A 25,463-nucleotide genomic window follows, 5' to 3' on the forward strand; every position below is an offset into this window, starting at 1 on the left:
ACTATCATTTTTCTTCACCATTTATTTAATTTATCAGGAATTCATCACTTTCTAAGCTAAATTGGAAAAACCATCTACCTTATAAACACACCATGAAAAAACTATTACTCGCGCTTCCAGCACTGTTTGTTGCAAGCTTTGCATTTTGTCAGGAGAAGATTGATCAAAATGCCATAGAAAAGATTAAAAATGAAGGCCTTAACAACTCTCAAGTTGAAAATATAGCCTTTGAGCTTGTGGATAAAGCGGGGCCTAGACTTAGCAATTCGGAAGGTTATGTTAGAGCCACAGAATATGCTGTCAAGCAGCTCACAGATTGGGGACTGGAAAATGCACATACTGAGGCTTGGGGTGAATTTGGCCGAGGCTGGGAAATGGAGAAGAGCTATGTAGCCATGACCAAACCCTATTACATGCCATTTATCGCAATTCCAAAAGCATGGACGGAAAGTACAGCTGGAGAAATTAGCGGAAAAGTGATTCTCATCGACGCAAAAACAGAAGAGGATCTTGAAAAATATAAGGGGAAATTAAAAGGGGCAATCATTGCTGTTAAACCCACTGGAGATGCCAGCCCAACATTCGAGGCAGATGCTATTCGTTTTACTGAAGAGCAGTTAGACCAAATGGCAGAGCCACCAAGTGAAAGCGGCGGAAGCAGCTATACTCCAGAACAAATCCAAGCTTTTAGAGATGCCAGAGCATTTGCCATCCGTGTAGGAGAATTCTTAAAGGAAGAAGGGGCAGCATTAATTATTAAAGGCGTAAACGGAAGACATGGCACATTATTCACCAGTAGTCCTCGAGGTTACCTCAAAGACACACCAGAGGGAATTCCTGAGTTGGAAACAGCTCCGGAAAATGTAAACCTGATCGCCAGATTATCCGAAAATGGTGTAGAAGTAGAAGTAGAGGCAGAAATCAAGACCCGATATTTAACTGATGATCTTCAAGGATATAATGTCATAGCGGAAATCCCTGGCTCTGACCCTAGCTTAAAATCAGAATTGGTTATGCTGGGTGGACACCTGGACTCATGGCATGGAGCTAATGGCGCCACTGATAATGCTGCTGGATGTATTGTAATGATGGAGGCAGTCAGAATACTGAAGGCAGCAGGTCTTAAGCCAAGAAGAACCGTTAGAATTGCCCTTTGGGGAGGGGAAGAACAAGGACTTCATGGCTCTAGAAATTATGTAACCAACCACTTTGGTGATCGAACGACTATGGAGCTCTTACCCGAACATGAAAAGCTTTCTGGATATTTCAACATTGACAACGGAACGGGTAGAATCAGAGGGATTTATCTTCAAGGCAATGAGGCGATGAAACCTATCGTAGATGAATGGTTTAAACCTGTTGATGATTTGATAGAAAACAGGACCATTACACTTCGAAATACAGGAGGGACGGATCATCTAGCTTTTGATGGAGTAGGACTTCCAGGTTTTCAATTTATTCAAGATCCGATCGAATACAGAAGCAGAACGCATCACACCAACATGGATACCTATGAGCGTTTGATGATAGATGATTTGAAACAAATGGCAGTCATAGTGGCGACTTTTGTATATCAAACCGCACAAAGAGACGAAAAACTACCTAGAAAAGAATTGCCTAGTAGAAATTGATCTTTTGCAGCATCAGAAAGCCCGGTTGCTCCTCATGAGAATCGGGCTTTCTTTTCTATACAGGTCAAAATCATCCCAAAGAAAGGTTTGCAGATATTCATATTTTTGAATTAGTTTCGAGTAAAATTTCACACCGTTATGACGAAGCAAAAAGCTATTTTTAATTGGAGCGGAGGTAAAGATTCAGCACTTGCACTTTACAAAACTCAGCAAGCTGACAACTTCGAAATCCTTTCTCTTCTTACCAGTATCAGTCAAAAACATCAACGCATATCCATGCATGGAGTAAGGAAAGAGCTTCTTCTGCTTCAGTCTGAAAGCATAGGATTGCCTGCTACAGAAATGATGATTCCAGATGTTCCGACCATGGAGAATTATGAAAATGCAATGAGAATGGCTTTAACGCCTTTAATAAATCAAGGAGCGGAAGTCTCTATTTTTGGAGATATTTTTTTAGAGGATTTAAGAGAATACCGAGAACAAAAGCTTTCTGAAGTTGGACTAAAAGGAGAGTTTCCTTTATGGAAACAACCTACTGGAGAATTGATCAAAGAATTTATTGATTTGGGCTTCAAAACGATCACCACTTGTGTGAATGAAAAATACCTGGATCAGAGTTTTGCAGGCAGGGTCATCGACGAAGATTTTTTGAAAGACCTGCCAAAAAATGTGGATCCATGTGGCGAAAACGGGGAGTTTCATACGTTTGTTTTTGATGGGCCTATTTTTTCAAAACCCATTCCTTTTGAAATAGGCGAAACAGTTTATCGTAAATATGAAGCTCCAAAAAAGGAAGACTCAAATGACTGTTTTCAGGATGATCATAAAAAAGAAGATCCTTATGCCTTTGGATTTTGGTACACAGATTTAATCTAATTGGCCGTCCATCTCCCTCAACCTATCAATACAATGATCCAGAGATCGGTAATGATGATAAATACCCTTCCAAATATTTCCTTTTCCCACGGTTTTGAGTTCGGGTTGTTTATCTAAACCTCCAGAATACCAGTCGCCATTTTCATGGTCAATCAAATAGCTGTCTGTATATTCCCAAAGCACTAAAAATTTCTGATAATAGTCATTTGGATCCTCTGGGTACAATTCGGCCATTAGTAAAAGCGCATTCATCCCTTCCGCTTGTGCCCACCAATTTTTTGTATCATGGGTAATTCTAAACCCGTCTTTAAAATAATAGCCTTCGTCATAAAACCCTCCTACTTCAGCATCCCAACCTTTTTCCAGTGCATGATCTATCATCTTTTTAGCAATTTGATGTGTAGTTTTATCATTATCCCACCCCAAGGTTTCCGAAGCCTCTATCAATAAAAATCCCGTTTCCACATCATGTCCAAAGGAAACATGATCTAGGTTGTGATGTTCCAAAATCACTTCATCAGTGGAATCTACAAAAGTCAGAGGAGTCCAATCAGGGTAAAGAAATAAGGTCAAATAGCCTTTATCGGTCACTATCTGGTCCCTTATCAGCAATAACATTTCCTCCAAACGCTCATTTAATAAAGGGTCTGGCCAAACATGATACAATTCAGTAAAAGCCTCGAGAATATGAATGGAACTGTTTTGATCTTTATATCCTAAATCAGAAAGGGAAGATGTATCATCAGGCCTGACGATGGGTTTTCCATCAGGTTCCAAATGCTGAAAATAACCTCCATTTATTGAGTCATGTGCATGCTGGTCTAGCCAATAAAACGCATCCTTGGCAAATTCCAAACTGGCAGAATCTCCAAATGCATCATAATAGGCAGCAAGGGCAAAAATCCCAAATGCATTTCCATAGGCAGTTTTCATGGGATTCCCTATTGGATTCCCTTGCTTGTCTACCAGCCAATAAAAACCTCCATTTTCTGCATCCCACATTTTATTTTTTAGGAAGTCGAAGCCATGAGCAGCTCCTTCTTTGTAATAATCAATGGCGGGATATTTTTTTGAAGCTTTCGCGTTTGTCCACACATGCCGGGACTGGGTGACAATCATTTTCTCCTGTTTTTCTCCAGGTTGAAAATCATATGTGAAATTGCTCAAAAAACCTCCATCAATTGTATCCATGGCTTGTGGATACCATTTATCCAGAACTTCTGTTTTCAAGTGATGCTCCATCTCATCCGCTAGATTCTCTTTTGAATGATCCCTTTCGATATTTTTTTCGCAAGAAATCAAAAAGAACGAAGCCAGGACAAGGAAACTTAAAGCTTGATTCATAAATGAGGAATGGTAGTTTATTTTCATTTTCAGTCTGTCATCAATTTCTCCAAAATTTTGATAGCAGCTTCAGAGAGAACTGTTCCCGGACCAAAGACTTCAGCAACCCCGGCATCTTTTAGGAAATCATAATCTTTTGTAGGAATAACCCCACCTGCAACTACCATGATATCAGGTCTGCCTAACTTATCCAATGCCCCTATTAATTGAGGAATTAATGTTTTATGACCTGCAGCCAAAGAAGATGCACCTACGATATGTACATCATTTTCAATGGCCTGCTCAGCTACTTCTTCAGGGGTCTGAAAAAGAGGACCTATATCTACATCAAAGCCTAAATCAGCGAACCCTGTAGCAATTACTTTTGCCCCTCTATCATGACCGTCCTGCCCCATTTTCGCAACCATGATTCTAGGCCGACGACCTTCAAGTTCCTCAAATTGATTTGACAGGCTTAAGGCCTTTTTGAATGATTCTTGGTTTTCCACTTCCTTTGAATATACGCCTGTTATTGATTTATTATGAGCTTTATGCCTTCCAAAAACCTCTTCCAAGGCGCTGGAAATCTCTCCTAAAGTAGCTCTATTTCTGGCTGCACTTACCGCCAAACCCAATAGGTTCCCTTTTCCTGAATTTGCAGCATCAGTCAATGCTTGCAAGCTTTTATCCACTGCTTGTTGATCCCTCTTTTCTTTGATGGCCTGAAGTCTGGCTATTTGAGATTTTCTAACTTCTGCATTGTCTACATCCCTTACCTCTATCTCTGACTCCCCATCTACTTTGAATCGGTTAACTCCTACAATAATATCTTTTCCACTATCTATTCTAGCTTGCTTCTTAGCAGCAGCTTCCTCGATTCTTAATTTTGGAACACCTGATTCAATCGCTTTGGCCATTCCTCCAAGGCTTTCCACTTCCTCTATTAAACCCCAAGCTTTCTGCACTAGTTGATCGGTCAAATACTCAACATAATGTGAACCTCCCCAAGGATCCACCGCATGGGTAATCCCCGTTTCATCTTGTAATACAAGCTGGGTATTTCTAGCAATTCTTGCCGAAAAATCAGTAGGCAGAGCAATTGCCTCATCCAAAGAATTGGTATGTAAAGATTGTGTTCCTCCCATTGCTGCCGCCAAGGCCTCCACCGCTGTGCGCGTAACATTATTAAAAGGGTCTTGCTCAGTAAGTGACCAACCTGAAGTTTGACAATGGGTTCTTAAGGCTAATGATTTTGGATTCTTCGGGTTAAATTTTTGAACAATCTTAGCCCAAAGCATTCTTCCTGCTCTCATTTTTGCGATTTCCATAAAGTAATTCATCCCAATCGCCCAAAAAAATGAAAGCCTTGGAGCAAAATCATCTATATCCATTCCCGCTTTGACACCAGTACGCAAATACTCCCAGCCATCTGCCAGCGTGTAGGCAAGTTCAATGTCTGCTGTAGCTCCGGCCTCTTGCATATGGTAGCCAGAGATGGATATTGAATTGAATTTGGGGATATGCTGAGAAGTATATTCAAAAATATCTGCAATGATTTTCATGGAAGGTTGGGGAGGATAGATATAGGTATTCCTCACCATAAACTCTTTCAAAATATCATTTTGTATGGTACCACTCAATTGCTCGGGCTTAACCCCTTGCTCCTCTGCAGCTACAATGTAAAAAGCCAAAATGGGAATTACCGCTCCATTCATGGTCATGGAAACAGACATTTGGTCTAAGGGAATTTGATCAAAGAGAATTTTCATATCCTCGACCGAATCAATAGCCACACCTGCTTTACCAACATCCCCTAACACTCTTGGATGATCCGAATCATAGCCCCTATGGGTTGCTAAATCAAAAGCCACAGAAAGCCCCTTTTGCCCGGCTTCCAAATTCTTCCGATAAAATGCATTGGACTCCTCTGCCGTAGAAAATCCGGCATATTGACGTATCGTCCAAGCCCGCATTGCATACATAGATCTATAGGGACCTCGTAGGTAAGGTGCCGTTCCAGCTATAAAATGAATATGCTTGAGATTGGCTATTTCCTTAGGATCAAACTCAGAAGGAACCTCTATTTTTTCGGCTGTTTCCCAAAACTTTTCAGAGAGTTCTGTCTTCCTTTCCGGATGATATACAGTCCAATTTTTCAGATCAGGTCTCATGAGTTCTTTTGTTTTTCCATTTCCAATAAATAGGTTGCCCGACTTGGTCTTAGCTCAAAGTCCTTTTCTTGAAGACCCTCAAAATCCTTTCTGTCTTCCTCTTGACTAGACAAGTATTTATTAGCACCTACTTTGACAATTCCCCCCTCTAATATTTCCTTTTGGATTTTATCTCGTTCCGATCTTACAAGAAAATGAATTTCTCTCTTGTGAAAACTTTCTAGCCAACCTCCATTGTCTTCCAAAAATTCTAGCTCTTCTAGGACTTTTGCTTTGATATCCTTTATGAGGTTTTCTAAATAATAAGAACCTGCGGACGGATCCATAACTTTATCCAGATAAGCCTCCTCCTTTAAAACAGCAGAAATATTTCTAGCCACTCTACTTTCTAATTGGCTTGCCTTTTCCCTTTCCAATGGTCTTACAAAAAGGGTATTGGCTCCTCCCAGTATTGCTGCCATGGCTTCGTAAGTTTGTCGAATTAGATTTGTGTTTTTATCAAGATAAGACTTACTCCATAAACTTGTTGTTACGACCAAGTGAAGTTCAGAAGGGTTTATTTCCTGCCCCATATTAAAGGCGAGCTCTAACAATAGGAGTCGTAGTGCTTTTAATTTTGCTATTTCTGGAAAATGGTCATCACCCACAGCGGCATAAAAAGCCATATTATTATAAAGCATCGCAGGTGAAACAGCCTTTTTTATCATGGCATCCATGAATTCTATCATCTCCCCCATCCCCAGATAAAGCTGCTGAATTCCATTTGCCCCAGCATCAGCATATCTAACGGTATCCAAGCTTACAGGATAAAAGTCTAGGTATTCTGAAAAACGGTTTATCATTTCCACTGCAAGATCAATCCCCTCTTCAAAACCTTCTCCTTTATTAAATAACTCGGATGCAGGACTCCATAAAATCCCTCCTTGTAGCATGCTTGGTTTGATTTGCAGCTTCTCTACCCATTCTACCAGCTGGTTGAAAACGAGTTTTGGGTTTTTAGGAATAAAGTAAAGCTGTACAAACTCTGTCATCACTCCTTTCAAAAGCTCATGAAGATTCTCATCTCCCTGAAGATGTAACACCAACCCTTCAGCCCCATGATCCAAAACATGAAGAATTTCCTCATTTGTTTTTTTCTCTTCCCCCGGGAAAACAGGAACCACATTATTCCAAACTCTTGGTGAAGTACCTGGTAAGGTCGGGGCTTCATGAAACTTTAAATCAGCTAACTTTTCAGGTAAATCCTCCAATGTATAAAAAGGTTGAGAAGGAATTTCTCCCCAAACTTGCTGAACTAAATTTTGATCAAAATCTTTTCCTTTCAGGTCTTTTTTTACCTGATCGATCCAATCATTTTTACTTTTTGGAGAAAAATCAAAAAAAGGTTCTTCAATCATGGGTGTATGTTATAGTTGGGTTTAATTTAAATATGGCCTCTATTCAAAAATAACCATTTGATCGGGAAAGACACGAAATGAATCATCTTGAAATTACCGTCTTCGAACGAACCTTGTAATTCATTGAAGCTCAAGTCAAAACAAACCTGAAAATTGCCTCGGAATATTATTTTCTCAAAAACCGGTTTGATTATTAATTGTTTGGTCAGATTTTAAATACAAAATTTGATTTCGCGGATTATTTCAAAAGTGTAAAAAATCACATTTTCAAGTCTATTTGAATTTTTTATTTACCTGATTTTTCTTCAAATTTGACACCCCTGTTATCTCAGGGGTCATCAGATTTTCAGAAATCTTCTCTAATGAGTTCAGAAGCTAGCGCAGTTTGGAATGAATGTTTACGTGTTATAGAGCAACACGTCAATGAGCAGAGCTTTTCAACTTGGTTTAAGCCTATTAATCCTGTAAAACTGGAGGGTACAAACCTTACGATTCAAGTACCAAGTCAATTTTTCTTTGAATGGCTTGAGGATAACTACGTACAAGTTTTAAAGCTGGCCATTAAAACTACACTCGGTCAAGGTGGAAGGTTAGAATATGCGGTAGTGGTAGACAGAGGAAATTCTTCAAACCAGCCTTATGTAGTTTCCTATCCTCAGGGAAATAATTCAAAAAAAGGAGCTGCTGCACCAGTAGAAGAGCAAAGAACTCCTTTTGAGATGAAATCTCTGGATGCTGAGGCATTGACCAAAAGTAATCTTAATCCCAACTACACCTTCAGTGCTTATATTGAAGGAGATTGCAATAGACTAGCAAGATCAGCTGGCTTTGCAGTAGCTACAAAACCTGGAATTACTTCTTTTAACCCATTAATGGTGTATGGAGGAGTGGGATTAGGAAAAACACACTTAGTTCAGGCGATCGGAAACGAAATAAAAAATGGTCCTGAAGACAAGTTTGTGCTTTATGTTTCTTCAGAAAAATTCGTGAACCAGTTCATGGATTCTATCAAAGACGGAAACGTAAAAAGCTTTACCAATTTTTATATGCAAGTGGATGTATTAATCATCGATGACATCCAGTTTTTGGCAGGGAAAGACAGAACGCAAGAAATGTTCTTCCATATTTTCAACCACTTACACCAAAACAAAAAGCAAATCATCATGACCTCAGATTGTCCTCCAAGGGATTTGAAAGGTCTTGAAGAACGATTGCTTTCCAGGTTTAAATGGGGATTGACAGCTGATCTGCAAATGCCTGACTTCGAGACGAGAGTTGCGATCATTCGTAGAAAAATGCAGTCCGAGGGGATATTCATTCCTGACGATGTAGTAGAATACCTCGCTTATACAGTTGACACCAATGTTAGAGAACTAGAAGGAATCTTGATTTCTTTGATTGCTCATGCTTCTCTAAGCAGAGTGGAGATTAGCCTGGAGCTTGCCAAAACCGTGATGAAAAACATCATCAAGGACATCGAAACGGAAGTAGGTATAGATTACATCCAAAAAACAGTTTCTGAATATTACGGGATTGCCTTGGATGACTTGAAAGCCAAAACACGTAAAAAGGAAATCGTGGTAGCGCGTCAAGTAGCCATGTATTTCTCAAAAGAGTTCACTAACCATTCTCTAAAATCCATTGGCTATCATTTTGGTGGCAGAGATCACTCTACCGTGATCCATGCAGTTCAAACTGTCAACGATTTGATGGAAACAGACAGTTCTTTTCGAAATGCAGTCAATGAGCTTAAAAAGAAGTTCAAAATGCGTTCTTATTAAAGGAGCATTCCCCAGACTACTTCCTCACAATACCATTTAATTCACTTAAGGGAATTTCTAAATCCGTGTAGCCTAGCGCATAAGGTCCTATTTCATAGGGATTGTAAGTCAGGTAAAAGGTATCGCCTTCATAGCCCATCGCAGAAGGAAGGAAAAACCCTGTTTCAGGAATAAAAAATCGATCATCTTCGGCAATGGTTACTCCCATAGGAATATCATGAAATTCCCTAAAAGCAATTCGAGTCTTTTCCAATAGCTTGTCTTGATCCAATATGAATTGATCTTTAGAAAGTAATTCTCCCTTGGTTTTGGAGAAAATCAGGTAATTCACAGAGGAATTAGGGTGAGCTCCTCCAGAAAAATCACTCGAGGAAAATTCAATACTGACCAAACTATCTGACTCATAAGTTTTCGTCGCATTTATTGTATTGAACCATTCTCCTGGGGCATCAGGGAAATCTTTTTTGAATTCCTCATAAGACTGGATAAAATCATCAGAAGCAGTCTTTAAATCAGCAAAAACTGTATCCTGTCGAAAGTAGACCATCAGGTGATTCATCACTTCATCATTTATCCTTTTCCCTACTTCAGTTTCGGCAGCGACTGGATAGGAAACAAAGACTTTTGCGCACTTTTCATCTTCACAACTCTCGGCAGAAAACTCTGTTGTATGAAACACCAATTCCTTTTTGGATTCATTTCCCGGAGAAGAGCATCCTAAAGCAATGAGCAATAGTAAATAGTAGAAGGATTTCATTTGAGTTGGTTTGCGTTGCGAAAGAATAACCCAATCAATTCTCTGGCCAAAACCAAGGGGCTAACTTCTCCTTTTGCCACTTGCTCCTTACTTTTATCCAGTTGTTTCTGAATTTCTGGATCTCCATAAAACCTATTTCCCAAAAGCGTTTGAAGGTTTTCTTCAAGCCAGTTCAACCTTTGGGAGACTCTATTTTCCTCTTTATAACCTGAGGTTTTTGCTTGAGACTCAAATTTCATGATCATTTCCCAGGCCTCATCTATCCCTTCTTTGGTGTAGGAAGAGGCTGTCAATACCTGAGGATACCAACCATTGGCTGCAGGAGGAAACAAATGTAGTGCACTCTTGTAAGAGCTTATCGCTTTTTTAGCCGCTGATTTATTTTCCCCATCTGCTTTATGAATGAGGATTCCATCAGCCATTTCCATAATACCTTTTTTGATCCCTTGAAGCTCATCTCCTGCTCCTGCCAAAACTAGTAACAGAAAAAAATCCACCATTCCTTTTACCGCGGTTTCTGATTGCCCTACCCCTACGGTTTCTATCAAAATAACATCAAAGCCAGCAGCTTCGCAAAGTAACATAGCTTCTCTTGTTTTTGCAGCCACTCCTCCAAGTGTATTTCCTGCAGGGCTTGGTCTTATAAAAGCCTTTTTATTGGAGGCTAAAGTTTCCATTCGAGTTTTATCTCCCAGAATGCTTCCTTTATTTCTTTGACTACTCGGGTCCACAGCCAAAACGGCCAGCTTTTTCCCATTTTCCAAAAGCATATTGCCAAAGGATTCAATAAAGGTACTCTTGCCAACTCCAGGAACACCTGTAATGCCAACCCTTAGCGAATTGCCAGTGGAAGGCAGGATTTCCTGAACTAGCTGGGAAGCTAGTTCTGCATCTTCCTCCAGCTTGCTTTCTACCAAGGTGATGGCTTGGCTTAAAACTACTCGATCTCCTGAAAGTACGCCCTTCTTATATTCGGCTAATGTTAACCTCCTCCTCATTCTTGGTATCCGTCTTTGAATTTCACATCGCCCATGGGCCCCTTTTCATAAGTAGCAATCACCTTTCCTTCTAGCTCTGAGGGAAAATAAGGTGCTTTTGGTGCCAGCTCGACTTCATTGTTCACCTCTTCCGAAAAGAAGAAAACGATCGTCTTACCATATTTTGTATGAGGTTGGAAATCTCCAAATTCCTTCATCCAACCTGTTTCTGAATCCAAGGATCTAACCGCCATCACTCGGACTACAGGCCCGGTGTTATTTTCATTTCTATAGCTGGATAGCATCTCATATTTCCCATCAAATCTCTCCAGACCAGGTTGAGTAAAACTTTCTTTCCCGATCCAAACGACCAGGAAAATGACAATTGCTATGATAAAATAAAAAATGATTTTGGAGCTTTTCACGAACTTTGAAGGGTTTACAAGGTTTAGGCCTTAATTTAGCCGAAAATTCTGAGAATGAGTTTCGAGTACATAAAGGCTTTACACATCATATTCGTAGTCACCTGGTTTGCAGGGCTTTTCTATATCGTCCGTTTGTTTATTTATCAAACAGAAGCTATGGAACGCCCTGAAAAGGAAAGAGACATATTAAAGCCGCAGCTAGACATGATGGCCTCACGACTTTGGTATATTATTACTTGGCCCTCGGCAGTGTTAACGTTAATTTTTGGAACCTGGGTACTAAGCTACCGTATGGGTTACTTGGAAATGGGATTTATGCAGGCAAAGCTTGCCTTTGTACTTCTGCTTTACCTATACCACTTTGGTTGTCATAAATTATTCAAAGAAATTCAAAAAGGAAGAACTAGATGGACTTCCACACAGTTGAGAATATGGAATGAAGCATCCACTTTATTACTATTCGCCATCGTATTCCTTATCGTCCTAAAAAGTACCTTAAGCATGGTTTGGGGTCTTTTGGCTCTGATAGGCCTAGGGGTCACGATGATGATTGCTATCAAACTGTATAAAAATTACCGAAATAAAAATTCATGAAATCTAGACTACTAATTCCTTTCTATTTTCTATTGGCCACTACCTTTTGGCAGTGTAATTCAGCCACAGAAAATCAAGATGAGAGCCCTCTACCTATCTTAGGTAATTCACATGTTGAAGAAGTGGAAGTAAACGGTAAAATTCAAAAAGATACTGTTTACCATAAAATTGCTGATTTCAAATTTGTCAATCAGGATGGAGATTCTATCAGCAATGAGAGTGTCAACGGTAAAATCTATGTCGCTGATTTCTTTTTCACGACTTGTCCGACGATCTGTCCAATAATGAAGAAAGAAATGCTGCGGGTGTATGAAGAATACAAAGACAATCCAGATTTTGTCATTCTTAGTCATTCGATTGACCCAAAGCATGATACGCAAGAAGTGCTGAAAGATTATTCTGTCAAACTTGGTATTCCTGATGCCTCCACTTGGAACTTCCTTACGGGAGACTCAGAAAAGATATTTGAAATAGGTCAAACCAGCTATTTGACCACTGCAATGGAAGACCAAAACGAAGCGGGAGGATTTCTTCATAGTGGCGCTTTTTTATTGATCGACAGACAGGGAAGAATCAGAGGAGTGTATGATGGTACAAAAGAAGATCAGGTAGATCGTCTGATTAAAGATATCCCAAAAATACTTTAAGATGATTCAAAAAATCCTGGTGTTTGGGTTGCTTGCTTTCATGATCTCTTGTGCTCCAAAATCTTCCAAAGAGAATAATCCTTTAGCAGAAATTTCGGATCCAGAAGTCATGAAATATGCTATTGCAGGAAAAACGCTATACGAAAATCATTGCGCAAACTGTCACCAAAGCAATGGTGAAGGTTTAGGTAATTTAATCCCTCCGCTTAAAGATGCTGACTACTTCAAAGAAAGCATCCACAGAAGTGTGCGGATCATGAAATTTGGCCAGAAGGGCGAAATCCAGGTAAATGGCAAAACTTTCAATCAAGACATGCCTGCAAACCCAAGGCTCACCCCCTTGGATATTGCTCAAATAAGCACCTATTTATATAATATTTGGGGACTTAGTGAAGGAAAAATCACTTCTTCAGATGTAGAAAATTATCTAAAAAATTCGCCTGAAAATTAATCTTTCAGGATTTCATCAGCTTTCCCTAACACCTCTTTAAATTCATCATTTACTGCGGTCGCTTTAATCAGCTGTTCGTCAAGATAAACCTTCAATTCCTCAGGGGTTCTTTCTCCATCTTCTATATCGTATTGATGCATCCAGTCAAACATTCCTTCATAGGTAGCATCCAAGTCATAGGCAAGTGATTTAAGCTCTTGAATTCTTGCAGAATCAGCCTCTTCCGTTTCTTGTAAAGACTTGATTTCAAGATTTGCCTGTCTCTCTAGAGTTTTTAGCTTCCCCATTAATGGCATCACCTCATCGTGAACTTCCATGATTTTCAGACGCATTAATTCATTCTCTTCTTTAAGGCTATTCCCACAAGAACTAAGAAATATAATAAGCCCTAAAACAAAAAATGGAATATGTCTTTTCATGATTTATTAGAATTAAGCCTTAAAGGTACTATTTATTCTTGTTTTAGTCTAAGGAATAAGTAATAGTAAAATCTACTTTTTTTAAATTTTTAAACTGTATTTTTATGTCCTTATAAATCACCAGTATATGAAACCATTTTGTTTTGCCGATGGGCAAATTATCGAGTCTAAAAATGCAATTATCCATCCTATGGATTTAGGTATCATTAGAGGTTATGGCATTTTTGATTTTTTTAGATCCGTCAACTATAAGCCGCTTTTTCTAGATCATTACTTGGATAGGTTCATGAGTTCGGCTGAGAAAACTTTCTTACCTATGCCCTATTCCAGAGAAGATTTAAAACAAATCATCTCTGATTTAACAGATAAGAATGACATGGAGCAAGGTGGTTTTCGAATGGTTTTAAGCGGAGGGCTCTCGGACAATCATTTTTCACCAGCAGACGGAAAACTTTTTATTTTCCCGGAGGAGCTACTATTCCCAAGTGAGGAAAAATACAACAACGGGATAAAACTTCTTAGCCTGGAGTATGTACGTCCTATCGCCGAGATCAAGACAACCAATTATGCGTTAGCAGTCTGGGATAGCATCCGATGGAAAAAAGAGGGCGCCGAAGATGTATTATACCATCTCAATGGGCAAGTAAGCGAAAGCTCCAGAAGTAACTTTTATATAGTAAAAGACGGTGTATTGATAACGCCAGACCAAAACATTCTTTTGGGTATTACGAGAAAACATGTGCTGCAATTGGCAGATAAAGTAGAAATAAGACCACTAAGCATGGAGGAAACATTGGCAGCTGATGAAGCTTTTATCAGTAGTACAACCAAAGTATTGCTGCCAGTTACCCAAATTGATGATCATACCATAGGCACTGGAAAACCAGGTCCTATCACATTAGATATTCTAGAAAAATTCAGAGCACTGGAAAAACAAATGACTTCCTCAAAAGTCCTATAAAACCACTTCACAAGCGAAATATGTTGATTTTTAAGAAAAAAAATTGGCGAAGAAGTCTGCCTTACTTAGGACAGATTTCTTCGCCATTTGCATGTCATAAGGATACAATTCCTAAAGGATAGCTCTCGTTTTATTCTGAAATCAATTTCGCATCCTGAAGAATATACATCAGCTTTTCGGGGTCTTTTCCATTCAGAACAAGTTTACCACGAACTTTCACTCGCTTGGAGGTATATTTAATAGGATCTGTAAGCATTACCTCCATGACTGTTTCTGGTCCTCCCGAACCACAAAAGAAACATTCCGCCAAAGGTAGGCTGGATAAAATAATATGTTCAGGTTTAAACATTCCTTCAAAAGGAATAATATACCCATCTGCCTCCACTACCGTACCTTCCAAGTTTTTGGATTCATCCGAAAACACGGGGACATATAGTTCTCCAAATTGGTCTTCACTGATTTTATAAGAAACTTCGGAAAGACTTTTCCAGACATTTTTACTCTGAGCCATTGCACCTAGACTGGTCAAGGCTATCATACCTAATGCTAAGACAGCTATTTTCCCTCTCATTTTCATATCTCCTTTAATTTCATTCGCTAATTACGCCTTTGTAAGTTGCTTTGCAATACTTGTTTGATAAGCTGCAAAAGCTGGTATAACAGAGGCGAGTATTCCTACTGCTAACGCATAAAGTACCACCCAAAGTTCTGATTTGATCATCAACCAAGGTTGAATACTTACCATCACGCCACTTTGGTTTTGACTTACCAGCAAAGCCAAAAAGCTATGACCAAGAATGATTCCTAACAAAGCGCCTAACAAAGTTAACACAAAGCCCTCTAGAAATATCAATTGCAAGAGTTGAATCCTAGCCCCTCCAATTGCTCTCAAAATGGCTAAATCATATTTTCTTTCCTTCAGGGAATTGTACAAGGCAATAAATATTCCAAGCCCGGAAATCCCTATTAAAACGAAAGCCAAGCCTCTTAAAAGACTAATCCCAACTCCTAAAAGTTCAAATAATCGAGACATTTCAAATGAAGGAGATGCTGCTTGCATATTGGTTCTTGAATTAACCAGCCTTGGCAACTGAATAGCAGCCATCGGGTTTCTATATTGGATCAATAAGTTGGTGATCTCTTTGGGCTCATCACTTTTTGGGAGTCCATGAAGAGTGATTTCTGAACTGGCTAGCTCCTGATGTTCTACTTCCTCATCTTCCTCATGCTCTTCTTCATGTGTCAACCAAACCGATTCAATACTTGTTAAAATCAACCTGTCTACCACCGTTCCTTTTGGAGCAAGCACCCCAGTTACGTGGAAATAATTAGCATCATGATCATGGCTACCTTCACTGATACCATGGCTGCCTAGAAATTCATCTCCAACTTTTACTCCCAGCTTGGTGGCTACTTCTGAGCCCAGAACAACTTCAAAAGGTTTGGTCCATGATCCTCCGGAATTAAACTCCACCTGGTACAATTCCAAGTAGTCTAAATTTGTCCCTACAATCCTAAAACCCTGATAATTATCCCCTAAAGCCATGGGAATGGCATTTTTTACCAAACGATTTCGCGTTAAATTTTGGGCTTCTGAAAGGGAGATATTTCCAGTAGGAAAGTCTATATGGTACACCCCAGAAAGTATCAATTGCAGTGGACTTCCTTTGGCTCCAACTACCAAATCTATCCCCTCTGCATCTTGATTCATTTTCTTTTCCAACTGCTCCTGCATCAATAACAAAACTGTGATGATGGCTAAACCTAAAGCAAGAAGCAATACATTGAGTCCTGTGGCCAAAGGTCGAAAAGTCAAATATTTCCAGCTAAGCTTAAAAAGATTCATGAGGCCTTTACTTCAATAAATTTCGAAATATGATTTTTCACCCTTTGATCATGGGTTACGATGATCAAAGCAGCATTGATTTTTTCTGCCTGACTCTGAAGTAACTTGATAACTTTTTCCGTGTTGACATCATCCAGACTTGAGGTAGGTTCATCGGCCAAAATCAATTTTGGTTCGTTCGCCAAAGCTCTTGCTATAGATACTCGCTGAGCTTCCCCTTCACTTAAGGTCTGAACGGAAGATTTTCTTTTTTCTGATAGACCGAGGTCCTGAAGGATCTGTACTAGCTGACCATTCTTTTTCTTCCCAAAATAATTAGCCATCTGGAGATTTTCCAGCACATTCAAAGCTGCAATTAGGTGAGGTTTTTGGAAAACAATGCCAATATTTTGACCTCGAAAAAGATCCAGCTTTTGTCCAGACAAGGAAGAAAGCACCTTCCCATCTACTTTCACTTCCCCTTGATCAGGTTTCGCTAATCCAGCAAGTAAATTAAGTAAGGTCGTTTTGCCACTTCCGGATTTACCTAAAACAAGTAAGCTTTCTCCTTCAGAAATTTCAATATCCTCAAAATGGATTGTCTTTTGCCCTGGATGAGTAAAGGCCAATCCTTTCGTTTGTAATAACATACTATTTTACTGGTATGGACACATAAAATGTGGTTCCCTTATTTTCTTCGCTTTCAAATGTAATCTCCCCTCCTAAGACCTCCACACATTTTTTGACAATTGACAACCCAAGCCCTGATCCTTCTCTAATTCCTACGTTGTGAGCTCTGAAAAAACGATCGAAAAGCTGACTTTGCTCCTTCTTTGGGATTCCAATTCCATAGTCGGTAAACGAGCCTACTAATTTCCCATCTACATAATCCAAAGTAAAGTTGACTACTTGCCCGTCTTTTGAGTATTTGACGGAATTGGAAAGTAGATTCTCAAACACTTGGTAAAGGAGCTCACTATCAGACACTACCGTTTTGGGAAGACTTCCAAGACTAACTTTAATCGTCACCTTGTTTTCAATTCCTGCTCTTACCGTATCCAAGACCTCTTTTACAAAAGCCCCAACAAACATTTTCTTGGGTTTGTATTCTACTTTATCAGCATCCGCTTTTCCAAAGAACAATACACTTGTCAACAAATTATTTAATGCCCGGACAGAGTTTTCAATTTTGGAAGCATGCTTGGAAATTTTGACTTTAAAAGGATGATCCCTTTCAGCATAAATCTGTAACAATTGTGCGGAACTCAAAATTGATGTCAATGGTGTTTTAAATCCGTGAGACACATTTAACACAATCCTTGACTTCAGTTCGTTGATCTCTCTTTCCTTTTCTAATGCTTTGGTCAACTCCTTGTTAGCTTCATGTAAATCAGCTGTTCTTTGCTTTACCTTTTCTTCTAGCTCATTGTTCAGCTTCTGAAGCTCCTTTTCCTTCCGATCCTTAAAAATCGCAAGCTCAATCACCATATTCAATTCACGAATATTGAACGGTTTGATCACGTAGGCACTAGGATTGGTTCCTACGACTTTATTGAGTGTATCTGCATCGGAGCTCGCACTGAGATATACCACGGGAATGTCATATTTTTCATTGACTATTTCGGTGGTTTTGATCCCATCTAATTCTCCAGCAAGGTTGATATCCATCATCACAATGTCAGCAACATTCTCCTCTAAAATATCTAATGCTTTCTCTCCGGAATCAGCGATTCCAATGATCTCATGGTTGTTTTTTTCTAAAGCCCTTTGAAGCAAAAGAGCAGAAACAGAATCATCTTCTACGATGAGTATTTTAAGACTGAACATTCGTGAATGAAAGGGTTAAAAACTTTTTTAGTGTTTGAAAATACAAATTAAATATTATGTCAAGGGTATTTCTAAGGTAACTAAAGTACCTGAATTCTTTACGCTTTGGATATGGATCTCACCATTAAGTAATGCCATCAAGCTTTTAGTAATATTAAGACCAAGCCCTGTTCCCTCATAAAGCCTGTCATTTCCAGTACTTTCCTGCTCAAATGGCTGAAAAGCTTTATTTAAAAATTCCTCAGACATCCCTACTCCTGAGTCTTCCACAGAAATCAACAAATTGTTCTTTTTCTTATCTACAGCCACATTTATTCCTCCCTGATCAGTGTATTTGATGGCATTACTGACGAGGTTATTAATGATCATTTCTAGGAATCTCTTATCGATATTCCCTTTAAATGATTCCTGTAGAAATTCTGTATGTAGTTTTAATCCCTTTTTCAAGGCCAGATTCTTGAGTGGAGCAATGACTGATTTTAAAAACTCATTAATATCAGCCTCGGAATAAACCACTTGCATTTTATTAGCTTCAATTTTAGCCATGTCCAAAATTGAATTGATGGTACTCAACAACCTTTCGCCACTTTGTTGGATAATATCCAGCTGAGAAAGCAGGATGGGATTGTCCTGATTCATCATCATAATATGTTCTGTTCCTCCCAAAATGCCGTTCAATGGAGTTCTAATCTCATGGCTAATATTTGACAACATACTCGTCTTATACCTATTTGCCTGCTCCGCTTTTTCCTTAGCATCCCGCATTTTTTGTTCTATCGCTTTTTTGGAAGAGATATCTCTAAACACACTTAAAATCAGGTTTCTTCCCTGAAAATCTTCCTGGATCAAAACTGAATACACTTCCATTTCCACAGAACCTGTTTTCCAAGGCACAGAATTTTCAAAAGTTAAACCGGCACTACTTTTTTTGATAACTTTCCTCGCAAAGGAATTTACATATTTATCAAAATAGCTTCTGTCACTGAAGAGATCTACAACATTGGATTTTTCAAGTTCAGAGATATCCTTTTTTACCAAGTTGGCAAAACTTGGATTTGCAGTAACAATCTTCTCTCCATCCAATGTCAGAATCAAGCCATCTTTAGAACTACTCCAAACATTTTTAAACTGCACTTCAGCGATCTCTTTTTCTTTACTTTCTTTCGCAAAGGCGGTTTGAAGTACCCCCACAGTTTTAAACTGATTGTAAAAAGTATTGATCAGAATCCCCAAGGCAATTAGTAAAATCACACATAATATGATAAACCATAACTTCAGGTAAATCGGTTTTGAAATGGAAAACTTTTGGGATTTGACGATTTCGGATGACTGTTCTCCTTCATACGAAGCCATTAACTCAATTTGATAATCGCCATAGGGCAAATTAGGTAGAAATATAGTGGTGGTTTTCGGGTCTTTAATGACCTTCCAATTGTCCTCAGAGCTTAATTTGTAATGTACCCAAAGCTCTCTGGCTTGGTTAAAACCAATGGCATTGTATTTTACCTCTAAGGTATTTTGAGTGGATGGGAATTCCTTCTCTTCCAAAATGACCTCATTGTCTGAAATCAAATGTTGATAATAAACATTAGGAGATCCTTGATCCGGAAAGTCTTCTTCCGAAAAGAACAAAGAAAACCCCTTTAATGTCCCAATCATTATTCTACCTGAACCTGTTTCCAGCAATGCTCCCCTGTTGGTTTCATTTCCCACCAAACCGTTTCTTTCATTGAAATGAAGAATTTCATTATCATCAATGAGAAAAACTCCGTCATCAGAACCCACCCAGAGCCTTTTTTTACTGTCTTTCAGTAGTCCAAACACGGGCCTTGTGATCGTTTTCCCATTTAATTCGAAAGGCTTTACTTTTTGGTCAGTTAATACATATAGCCCTTTTTGAGACCCAAGAAGAATACTATCAGGACTCACTTCTAAAAAATCAAAGCCATCCGCGATCATTAGTTTTTCATTAAAATGAACGGGTTTTTCAGAAGCCAATCGACTGGCTTTCATTACCATATATCTTCCATCGGATAGTTTCCCCGTTTTCCTCAAATAAAAATAGTCATGCCCCAGAAGCTCTAAAACTTCTGATCTAAGGTCATTCGAATAAATCTTCGAACTTGGTTCATTCAAAGGGTAAATGTAAACATGTTGTGGTCCAGTGATAATCAAGGTATCATTTTCTGCCACCACAGAGGAGATATTATCTTCATTAATTGGCTCAAAAAATTCAACTTTTCCTGTTCCTATAGCATACCTGCCAACACCTGCCCAATTACTAGAAAACCAAACATTCCCTTTTCCATCGTTAGAAAAATTCACGATTCTATCTGTGGGATTTCCTTCAGGGTTTGAATCTCGGAAAATAGTTTCCACTGATAACCTAGAATATTTTTGAACCCCATTATTAAAACCAAATAGGTACTCTCCATTTCCAATATTACCAATCGCGGTTATTTCTTCTGACATCAAGGAAGTTTGACCAAGGCCATAATTCTGGAACACCAAACTGTTGAAATTCACAAGCCCCCTGCTTGTTCCCACCCATAGGATTCCTTCTCGATCCATCAAAGCGCTATTTATAGAATAGGCTCTCAGCTCATCTTCTAAATCAATCATTAGGGGGAAGCTGAATTTTTCACTCGCTTTAAAAAGCTGAGAATTAAAGTGATAAAACACTGATTTTTGATGAAAGAACAGATCATAGGAATCTTGAACAAAAAATTGATCTTTCGAAAAGTCTTTAGCGACAAACTCTGTTGGAACTAAAGGCTCTTTCCCTTTAGCCAAATAATCTTTACCCAAAAAATAATAATTCCCATCTGCCTCATTTTTTTTCATCATTAATGGTGGAGTAGGCAAAGGAATACCACTTAATTGGGCTTTTTCCATTCTTCCATCATTTAATAGAAAGACACCTTTCGTAAACTCTAAGTAATCAACACCATCATAAGAATTGGCAGATGTCATCATTCCGAAGACTTCCATGTCCCTATCCAATTGACCGATTGGTCCATTTTCTTCCCAGAAAATCAATTGATAGCCAGTATCAAGAAAATACTTTTTATTATTCCCTTTCCCAATGGTTTGAAAAGTAATTTTATTACTCAATTTATCACTGATATTGGTACCCAAATCAATGAACTCCCAATTGCCATATCCGCCTTTTGCTAGTTTGGGTTGACCTGAGGCATTATAAATCCACATGTGGCCATCTCCGCCTCTATGAATAGCGATTTGATTATTAAACTCCTCTTGGATGGTATCCGGTAACGGATAAGTTTCAATTCCATCGGAATAGAAAATACCTAATGAAGTGGAAAACCACATTCTTCCCAAGGTATCTTGTTCGATTTGAATGACATTCTGAACGGGCAACTCCACCCCTTTTGGTTGGGGGTCATATTTAAAATTCTGTGTATACCCAGAAATAGCCAATCCGAAACAAAAAAAGATTGTGGCAACTATTCTCATTATTAAGACTTACTTTGGCTCTAAGATATAAAAAGTATTTCGTCAGTAAATTCATGAGAGATTGTTATCTATTTCTTTTGACAGCGACCTGATTCTTTTAATTTTGTGCCAAACTTTAGAAATCGCATCATGAGTGTATTAGTAAATAAAAATTCCAAGGTGATCGTTCAAGGATTCACCGGGTCTGAGGGTTCTTTTCATGCACAGCAAATGATCGAGTACGGAACAAACGTAGTCGGTGGTGTTACTCCAGGAAAAGGAGGTTCAACCCATTTGGAAAAACCAGTGTTCAACTCTGTAGAAGAAGCCGTTCAAACGACTGGCGCTGATACTTCCATTATTTTTGTACCACCTGCATTTGCAGCGGATGCGATTATGGAAGCTGCAGAAGCTGGAATCAAAGTAATCATCGCTATTACGGAAGGTATTCCTGTAGCGGATATGATGAAGGCAAAACCATATATCATCGAGAGAGGTGCAACCTTGATCGGTCCAAACTGCCCAGGTGTGATCACTCCTGGAGAAGCGAAAGTAGGTATCATGCCAGGATTTGTATTCAAGCAAGGTAGAATCGGAATCGTTTCTAAGTCTGGAACTTTGACTTACGAAGCTGCTGACCAAGTGGCAAAGGCTGGCTTAGGCGTTTCTACCGCAATCGGAATCGGTGGTGACCCTATCATCGGAACTTCTACCAAGCAGGCTGTTCAGTTGCTAATGGAAGATCCTGAGACTGATGCTATCGTTATGATCGGTGAAATCGGTGGTAACTATGAAGCTGAAGCTGCGAAATGGATCCGTGAAACTGGAAACAAGAAACCAGTAGTAGGGTTCATCGCTGGACAGACAGCACCTCCAGGAAGAAGAATGGGTCACGCAGGTGCCATCATCGGTGGAGCTGACGATACTGCAGAAGCTAAAATGAGAATTATGAGAGAAAATGGTATTCACGTAGCTGATTCTCCAGCGGAGATCGGTGCTACCATGGCAAAAGCCTTGGGTGTGGATGCTTAAGTGATATAAGATATAAGATTTTGAAAACCGCTTCGATTAAGTTCGGAGCGGTTTTTTGTTTTTTGGAAACAAGATGTTAGACCCAAGTATCAAGACATAGATTAAAGATATTTATTAGCAGTTTATCAGTCCATTTTGACAAATACTAATTCACTTTTCGCAATAAACCCTTCCAGAAATAAAAGCCTCATCCTTAGCTCCTTACTCCCTAACTTCTCAATCAAAAACCTATTTGCTTTTACTTTTCCTGTTTCTAGCATCGTTAGTGTGTCATTTTTAATTATCCAACGTCCTCTCTTTTCCTTAACTATCCCAGCTCCTGCATCAGTGAAATATACAGAATCCTCATTGAACTCATAAAAGGTATTATCTATTGCAAATTGAAAGTCCTTAGAAACTTCATTTTGACGGGATTGGGTTTCACTTTGAAAACTTTCCGATTTCATAATATTCAAAAAAGCTTCATAAGATTGCAATTTCCACTTTCCTTGAATAGGGTCTTCAGCATAAAAAAGGTTTAGTAGAATAAGTAAAAAGAAAATCTTCATAAGACCTGTTTTTTTAATCCAAAACTAGAACTATTAGAAATATTTAACAATTTAGTTTAAAATAAACTTAATAAACTCAATTTTTCAATTTTCAAACCTTCCAATTCGCCACGGCGAATAAGTTATTTCAATCTTCAATTCCTTACCTTTGCCGCTTCAATTCAGATAAATATGATTTCAGTAGATAATGTAGCAGTTGTCCATAGCGGCTCTACACTCTTTAGTAATATTTCCTTTGCCATCAATGAAACAGATAAAATCGCCTTGATGGGAAAAAACGGAGCAGGAAAATCTACCTTACTTAAAATCATTGCTGGTGAAACAAAACCAAGTTCAGGCTCGGTCTCTGCGCCAAAGGATTTTGTGGTGGCTTACTTACCGCAGCATTTATTGATTTCGGATGATTGTAGCGTCATGGAAGAGACTTCCAAAGCTTTTGCAAGCTACCTGAACATGAAGACGGAGATTGATCGCATCAATGAGGAACTGACCGTTCGAACAGACTATGAATCTGACGCTTACTACAAACTAATCGAACAAGTTTCTGAACTGAGCGAAAAGTTTTATGCGATCGAAGAGGTAAATTATGAAGCGGAAGTTGAGAAAGTTTTGCTGGGACTGGGTTTTGAACGAACAGATTTAACTCGCTCCACATCTGAGTTTTCAGGTGGCTGGAGAATGCGAATTGAGCTCGCCAAAATACTATTGCAAAAGCCTGATTTGATCCTTTTGGATGAGCCTACCAACCACTTGGATATTGAGTCCATTCAGTGGCTGGAAGACTTCTTGTTAAATAAAGCCAAAGCTGTAGTAGTAATTTCCCACGATAGAGCTTTTGTAGACAATATTACCTCTAGAACCATCGAGGTAACCATGGGTCGTATTTATGACTACAAAGCGAAATACAGCCACTACCTGGAGCTAAGAAAAGAGCGCCGGGAGCAGCAACAAAAACAATACGAAGAGCAACAGGCAACGATAGCAGATATCCAAGCTTTTATCGACCGTTTCAAAGGCACCTATTCCAAAACACTTCAGGTTCAATCCCGCGTGAAAATGCTGGAGAAAATGGAGATCATCGAAGTGGACGAAGTGGATACCTCCACTTTAAAATTGCGCTTCCCTCCTTCCCCGAGATCAGGGAAATATCCCGTGATCGTGGATGAAATGAGTAAATCCTATGGAGATCATGTGGTTTTCAAAAATGCCTCCATGACCATAGAACAAGGGCAGAAAGTATCCTTTGTAGGTAAAAACGGGGAAGGTAAATCTACCATGATCAAAGCAATCATGGGAGAAATCGATTATGAAGGCAAATGTGAATTGGGACACAACGCCATGATTGGCTATTTCGCTCAAAACCAAGCTTCTCTTCTCGATGAAAGCCTGACAATTTTCGAAACGATCGATCATATCGCTGTTGGGGAAGTTCGTACGAAAGTTAAGGATATTTTGGGTGCCTTTATGTTTAAAGGGGATGATATTAACAAAAAAGTAAAAGTCCTTTCTGGTGGTGAAAAGACCCGTCTCGCAATGATCAAGCTACTTTTGGAACCGGTCAATTTGTTGATTCTCGATGAACCTACCAACCACCTGGATATGAAAACCAAGGATATTATCAAAGATGCCCTGAAGGCTTTTGATGGTACTTTAATCGTAGTTTCTCATGATAGAGATTTCCTGGATGGTTTGGTAACCAAGGTATTTGAATTCGGTAATAAGCGCGTCAAAGAGCACTTTGAAGACATCAATGGCTTCTTGAGAAATAAGAAAATCGAGAACTTGAAAGAGGTAGAGAGGTAAACACTTCTTTACCTATTTCTAAGGAAACATCTTGTATAGCTCCGCTTTATGCGAAATTCTAGCGAATACAAGCTCGTTGATTTCTATATACAGGCCAATACGGTAATTCTTATCTTTGATCCTGAACACATTTTTGAAGCCTGGAAGTTTTTTCAAGCTTGCCAACTGTGATAAAAATTTTGCTTTTTCACAAGTATCAATGACTTTTAGAATTGCCTCTTTCTCCTTCTGGTCAGAAATAAGATCCAGGTCTTGCAGAAAAGAATTTAGGAAACGGACTTTCATTGCTGTAACTTCTTTAATACCTCCTTTTTAGGCACCTCTTTTTTGGCATTGACATTCACCATTAAATGAGATAATCCTAAATCTTCTTTTTCCTCTGAAGTAAGCACCTTGTAGGTAGTCCCCATCTTTCCCAATAACTCAGCAATAAACTTGAGTTCCTTCTCATTTTTGGGGTTTACTAAAATCGAATCCATGAGGGGATTCGCTTCAAATATTATACCGACAAATTAGGAATATTCTATTTGGAGGGATTTCTTAAGCCTATTCAAGAATTTTT

Annotated in this window: 24 protein-coding genes; 9 read left to right on the forward strand and 15 right to left on the reverse strand. The window is 39.0% G+C overall.

Going from position 1 to position 25,463, the window contains the following annotated elements; genetic code table 11:
- Positions 1-92 precede the first annotated feature (92 nt).
- Entirely contained in the window at positions 93-1,631 is a 1,539-nt protein-coding gene (locus tag ALPR1_RS17350) for a M20/M25/M40 family metallo-hydrolase (protein ID WP_008202640.1), read from the forward strand.
- 138 nt (positions 1,632-1,769) lie between these two features.
- On the forward strand, positions 1,770-2,507 hold the full coding sequence (locus tag ALPR1_RS17355) for a Dph6-related ATP pyrophosphatase (protein WP_008202641.1): 738 nt from the start codon (positions 1,770-1,772) through the stop codon (positions 2,505-2,507).
- Here the strand turns inward: ALPR1_RS17355 and ALPR1_RS17360 are convergent.
- Genes ALPR1_RS17360 through ALPR1_RS17370 form a run of 3 tightly spaced genes read right to left on the reverse strand, consistent with a single transcriptional unit; the run spans position 2,499 to position 7,398 of the window.
- Complete coding sequence (locus tag ALPR1_RS17360; protein ID WP_008202642.1) at positions 2,499-3,851, reverse strand: AGE family epimerase/isomerase; 1,353 nt, start codon at positions 3,849-3,851, stop codon at positions 2,499-2,501. The two genes, ALPR1_RS17355 and ALPR1_RS17360, sit on opposite strands and share 9 nt — an antisense overlap.
- A gap of 29 nt (positions 3,852-3,880) precedes the next feature.
- Positions 3,881-6,001, reverse strand: coding sequence for a methylmalonyl-CoA mutase (gene scpA / locus ALPR1_RS17365; protein ID WP_008202643.1), 2,121 nt, complete (start codon positions 5,999-6,001; stop codon positions 3,881-3,883).
- A complete protein-coding gene (locus tag ALPR1_RS17370) occupies positions 5,998-7,398 on the reverse strand; it encodes a methylmalonyl-CoA mutase family protein (protein ID WP_008202644.1) in 1,401 nt (466 codons plus the stop codon). The genes scpA and ALPR1_RS17370 overlap by 4 nt, the downstream gene beginning before the upstream one ends.
- A gap of 362 nt (positions 7,399-7,760) precedes the next feature.
- Between ALPR1_RS17370 and dnaA the strand changes: the two genes are divergently transcribed.
- On the forward strand, positions 7,761-9,179 hold the full coding sequence (gene dnaA, locus ALPR1_RS17375; protein ID WP_008202645.1) for a chromosomal replication initiator protein DnaA: 1,419 nt from the start codon (positions 7,761-7,763) through the stop codon (positions 9,177-9,179).
- A gap of 16 nt (positions 9,180-9,195) precedes the next feature.
- Here the strand turns inward: dnaA and ALPR1_RS17380 are convergent, their stop codons facing one another.
- From ALPR1_RS17380 to ALPR1_RS17390, 3 genes are read right to left on the reverse strand one after another with little or no spacing between them, the layout of a single operon-like run.
- Positions 9,196-9,936 carry a DUF3298 and DUF4163 domain-containing protein gene (locus tag ALPR1_RS17380; RefSeq protein WP_008202646.1) on the reverse strand — a complete coding sequence of 247 codons (741 nt, stop codon included), beginning with the start codon at positions 9,934-9,936 and terminating at the stop codon, positions 9,196-9,198.
- A complete protein-coding gene (meaB, locus tag ALPR1_RS17385) occupies positions 9,933-10,934 on the reverse strand; it encodes a methylmalonyl Co-A mutase-associated GTPase MeaB (protein WP_008202647.1) in 1,002 nt (333 codons plus the stop codon). Before meaB ends, ALPR1_RS17380 begins: the two co-directional genes overlap by 4 nt.
- On the reverse strand, positions 10,931-11,338 hold the full coding sequence (locus ALPR1_RS17390; protein ID WP_008202649.1) for a hypothetical protein: 408 nt from the start codon (positions 11,336-11,338) through the stop codon (positions 10,931-10,933). Before ALPR1_RS17390 ends, meaB begins: the two co-directional genes overlap by 4 nt.
- A 54-nt stretch (positions 11,339-11,392) precedes the next feature.
- Between ALPR1_RS17390 and ALPR1_RS17395 the strand changes: the two genes are divergently transcribed.
- The 3 genes from ALPR1_RS17395 to ALPR1_RS17405 are packed head-to-tail and all read left to right on the forward strand — an operon-like array spanning position 11,393 to position 13,030.
- Positions 11,393-11,932 (forward strand): CopD family protein, encoded by a 540-nt coding sequence (locus ALPR1_RS17395; protein ID WP_008202650.1) that lies wholly within the window; start codon positions 11,393-11,395, stop codon positions 11,930-11,932.
- Positions 11,929-12,579 (forward strand): SCO family protein, encoded by a 651-nt coding sequence (locus ALPR1_RS17400; protein ID WP_008202651.1) that lies wholly within the window; start codon positions 11,929-11,931, stop codon positions 12,577-12,579. Before ALPR1_RS17395 ends, ALPR1_RS17400 begins: the two co-directional genes overlap by 4 nt.
- A gap of 1 nt (position 12,580) precedes the next feature.
- On the forward strand, positions 12,581-13,030 hold the full coding sequence (locus ALPR1_RS17405) for a c-type cytochrome (RefSeq protein WP_008202652.1): 450 nt from the start codon (positions 12,581-12,583) through the stop codon (positions 13,028-13,030).
- On the opposite strand, the gene ALPR1_RS17410 is transcribed toward ALPR1_RS17405, so the two are convergent.
- A complete protein-coding gene (locus ALPR1_RS17410; RefSeq protein WP_008202653.1) occupies positions 13,027-13,449 on the reverse strand; it encodes a hypothetical protein in 423 nt (140 codons plus the stop codon). The genes ALPR1_RS17405 and ALPR1_RS17410 overlap by 4 nt on opposite strands.
- A 127-nt stretch (positions 13,450-13,576) precedes the next feature.
- Here ALPR1_RS17410 and ALPR1_RS17415 point away from each other — a divergent pair, with 127 nt between their 5' ends.
- Positions 13,577-14,410 carry an aminotransferase class IV gene (locus ALPR1_RS17415; RefSeq protein ID WP_008202654.1) on the forward strand — a complete coding sequence of 278 codons (834 nt, stop codon included), beginning with the start codon at positions 13,577-13,579 and terminating at the stop codon, positions 14,408-14,410.
- Between the two features lie 130 nt (positions 14,411-14,540).
- Here the strand turns inward: ALPR1_RS17415 and ALPR1_RS17420 are convergent, their stop codons facing one another.
- From ALPR1_RS17420 to ALPR1_RS17440, 5 genes are read right to left on the reverse strand one after another with little or no spacing between them, the layout of a single operon-like run.
- Positions 14,541-14,981, reverse strand: coding sequence for a hypothetical protein (locus tag ALPR1_RS17420; RefSeq protein ID WP_040303862.1), 441 nt, complete (start codon positions 14,979-14,981; stop codon positions 14,541-14,543).
- A 30-nt stretch (positions 14,982-15,011) separates the two neighbouring features.
- Complete coding sequence (locus ALPR1_RS17425) at positions 15,012-16,256, reverse strand: ABC transporter permease (protein ID WP_008202656.1); 1,245 nt, start codon at positions 16,254-16,256, stop codon at positions 15,012-15,014.
- Positions 16,253-16,885, reverse strand: coding sequence for an ABC transporter ATP-binding protein (locus ALPR1_RS17430; RefSeq protein ID WP_008202659.1), 633 nt, complete (start codon positions 16,883-16,885; stop codon positions 16,253-16,255). The genes ALPR1_RS17425 and ALPR1_RS17430 overlap by 4 nt, the downstream gene beginning before the upstream one ends.
- Position 16,886: 1 nt before the next feature.
- Positions 16,887-18,062 carry a hybrid sensor histidine kinase/response regulator gene (locus ALPR1_RS17435; protein ID WP_008202661.1) on the reverse strand — a complete coding sequence of 392 codons (1,176 nt, stop codon included), beginning with the start codon at positions 18,060-18,062 and terminating at the stop codon, positions 16,887-16,889.
- Positions 18,063-18,116: 54 nt separating this feature from the next.
- On the reverse strand, positions 18,117-21,539 hold the full coding sequence (locus ALPR1_RS17440) for a sensor histidine kinase (RefSeq protein WP_008202662.1): 3,423 nt from the start codon (positions 21,537-21,539) through the stop codon (positions 18,117-18,119).
- 129 nt (positions 21,540-21,668) lie between these two features.
- Between ALPR1_RS17440 and sucD the strand changes: the two genes are divergently transcribed.
- Entirely contained in the window at positions 21,669-22,550 is an 882-nt protein-coding gene (gene sucD, locus ALPR1_RS17445) for a succinate--CoA ligase subunit alpha (protein WP_008202663.1), read from the forward strand.
- A 125-nt stretch (positions 22,551-22,675) separates the two neighbouring features.
- Here the strand turns inward: sucD and ALPR1_RS17450 are convergent, their stop codons facing one another.
- The gene (locus ALPR1_RS17450; RefSeq protein WP_008202664.1) at positions 22,676-23,098 is read right to left on the reverse strand and encodes a hypothetical protein; all 423 of its coding nucleotides are present in this window, start codon (positions 23,096-23,098) and stop codon (positions 22,676-22,678) included.
- 171 nt (positions 23,099-23,269) lie between these two features.
- Between ALPR1_RS17450 and ALPR1_RS17455 the strand changes: the two genes are divergently transcribed.
- A complete protein-coding gene (locus tag ALPR1_RS17455) occupies positions 23,270-24,901 on the forward strand; it encodes an ABC-F family ATP-binding cassette domain-containing protein (RefSeq protein WP_008202666.1) in 1,632 nt (543 codons plus the stop codon).
- Between the two features lie 18 nt (positions 24,902-24,919).
- On the opposite strand, the gene ALPR1_RS17460 is transcribed toward ALPR1_RS17455, so the two are convergent.
- Entirely contained in the window at positions 24,920-25,186 is a 267-nt protein-coding gene (locus ALPR1_RS17460; protein ID WP_008202667.1) for a type II toxin-antitoxin system RelE family toxin, read from the reverse strand.
- Entirely contained in the window at positions 25,183-25,380 is a 198-nt protein-coding gene (locus ALPR1_RS17465) for a hypothetical protein (protein ID WP_008202668.1), read from the reverse strand. Before ALPR1_RS17465 ends, ALPR1_RS17460 begins: the two co-directional genes overlap by 4 nt.
- Between the last annotated feature and the right edge of the window lie 83 nt (positions 25,381-25,463).

Source organism: Algoriphagus machipongonensis, from assembly GCF_000166275.1.
GTDB classification, from domain to species: Bacteria; Bacteroidota; Bacteroidia; order Cytophagales; family Cyclobacteriaceae; genus Algoriphagus; species Algoriphagus machipongonensis.